At 68.9% G+C, this 1,242-nt stretch carries 1 protein-coding gene; it reads right to left on the bottom strand.

Annotated features, from left to right (window positions below):
- Positions 1–119 precede the first annotated feature (119 nt).
- Positions 120–1,211, bottom strand: a complete 1,092-nt coding sequence (locus tag AC1DQP_RS20650; protein WP_256774073.1) for an ABC transporter ATP-binding protein — start codon at positions 1,209–1,211, stop codon at positions 120–122.
- Between the last annotated feature and the right edge of the window lie 31 nt (positions 1,212–1,242).

Genomic DNA, 1,242 nt, shown 5'->3' with positions numbered 1-1,242 from the left:
CCTCATGACCCGGCAGCCACGCGTGCCCTGCCGGCCGCTGGCCGGCAACCTCATGAACCCAGCAGCCACGCGTGCCCTGCCGGCCGCTGGCCGGCACCCCCGCCAACCCGCCCGCACCCTCAGTCGGCGTTCAAGCGTTCGCCGGTGTCCGCATCGAAGAAATGCAGCCCCTTCGGGTGGATCGCCACGCGGATGCTCTCGCCGACCTGCGGCAACGCCTGCGGCGCCACGCGCATCACCAGCGCCTGGCCGCCACTGGTCATGTTGACGAAGATCTCGTTGCCGACCGGCTCGATGCCGTCGATGGTCGCCTCGAAGCCCGTCGCATCCTCGGCCGCGGCCGGCTGCAGGTGCTCCGGTCGCACGCCCACCGCAAGCGTCCTGCCGATCCAGGCCGGATCCACCGTTGCCTGCCCCAGCGGCGCGGTCAGCTGCGCTTCCTGCACCACGATGCCGCTGTCGGTGCGCTGCAGCGTCCCGCGCAGCACGTTCATCGCCGGGCTGCCGAGGAAGCCGGCCACGAACAGGTTGGCCGGACGGTCGTACAGCGCCATCGGCGTATCGATCTGCTGGATGACGCCGTCCTTGAGCACCACGATGCGCTGGCCGAGCGTCATCGCCTCGACCTGGTCGTGGGTCACATAGATCATGGTGGTGCCCAGCTTGCGATGCAGCTGCGCGATTTCCGTGCGCACGCTGTGGCGCAGCTTGGCGTCGAGGTTGGACAGCGGCTCATCCAGCAGGAACACCGCCGGCTCGCGCACCAGCGCGCGACCCAGCGCCACGCGCTGGCGCTGGCCGCCGGACATCGCCTTGGGCAGCTTGTCGAGCATGTCGGTCAGGCCCAGCGTTTCGGCCGCCTCGTTGACGCGCTTGCTGATCGTGGCCTTGTCGTGGCCGCGCAGCTTCAGGCCGAAGGCCAGGTTTTCGGCCACGGTCATGTGCGGGTACAGCGCATAGCTCTGGAACACCATGGCGATGTCGCGGTCCTTGGGCGCCACGTCGTTGACCACGCGGTCGCCGATCGTCAGCGTGCCGCCGCTGATCTCCTCCAGCCCGGCGACCATGCGCAGCAAGGTCGACTTGCCACAGCCGGACGGCCCGACCAGCACCATCAATTCCCCATCGGCCACTTCGAAGGTCGCGCCCTGAACGGCCACCTGGCCGTTGTCGTAGACCTTGCGCACGCCCTGCAACTGCACTTTTGCCATATCACCCATTCCAGTCCGCCCGCTGCCGGGC

The organism is Stenotrophomonas sp. P5_A8 (genome assembly GCF_056400545.1).
Note: the sequence above shows the minus strand (reverse complement) of the source record. Positions and strands in the feature narration are given on the sequence as shown.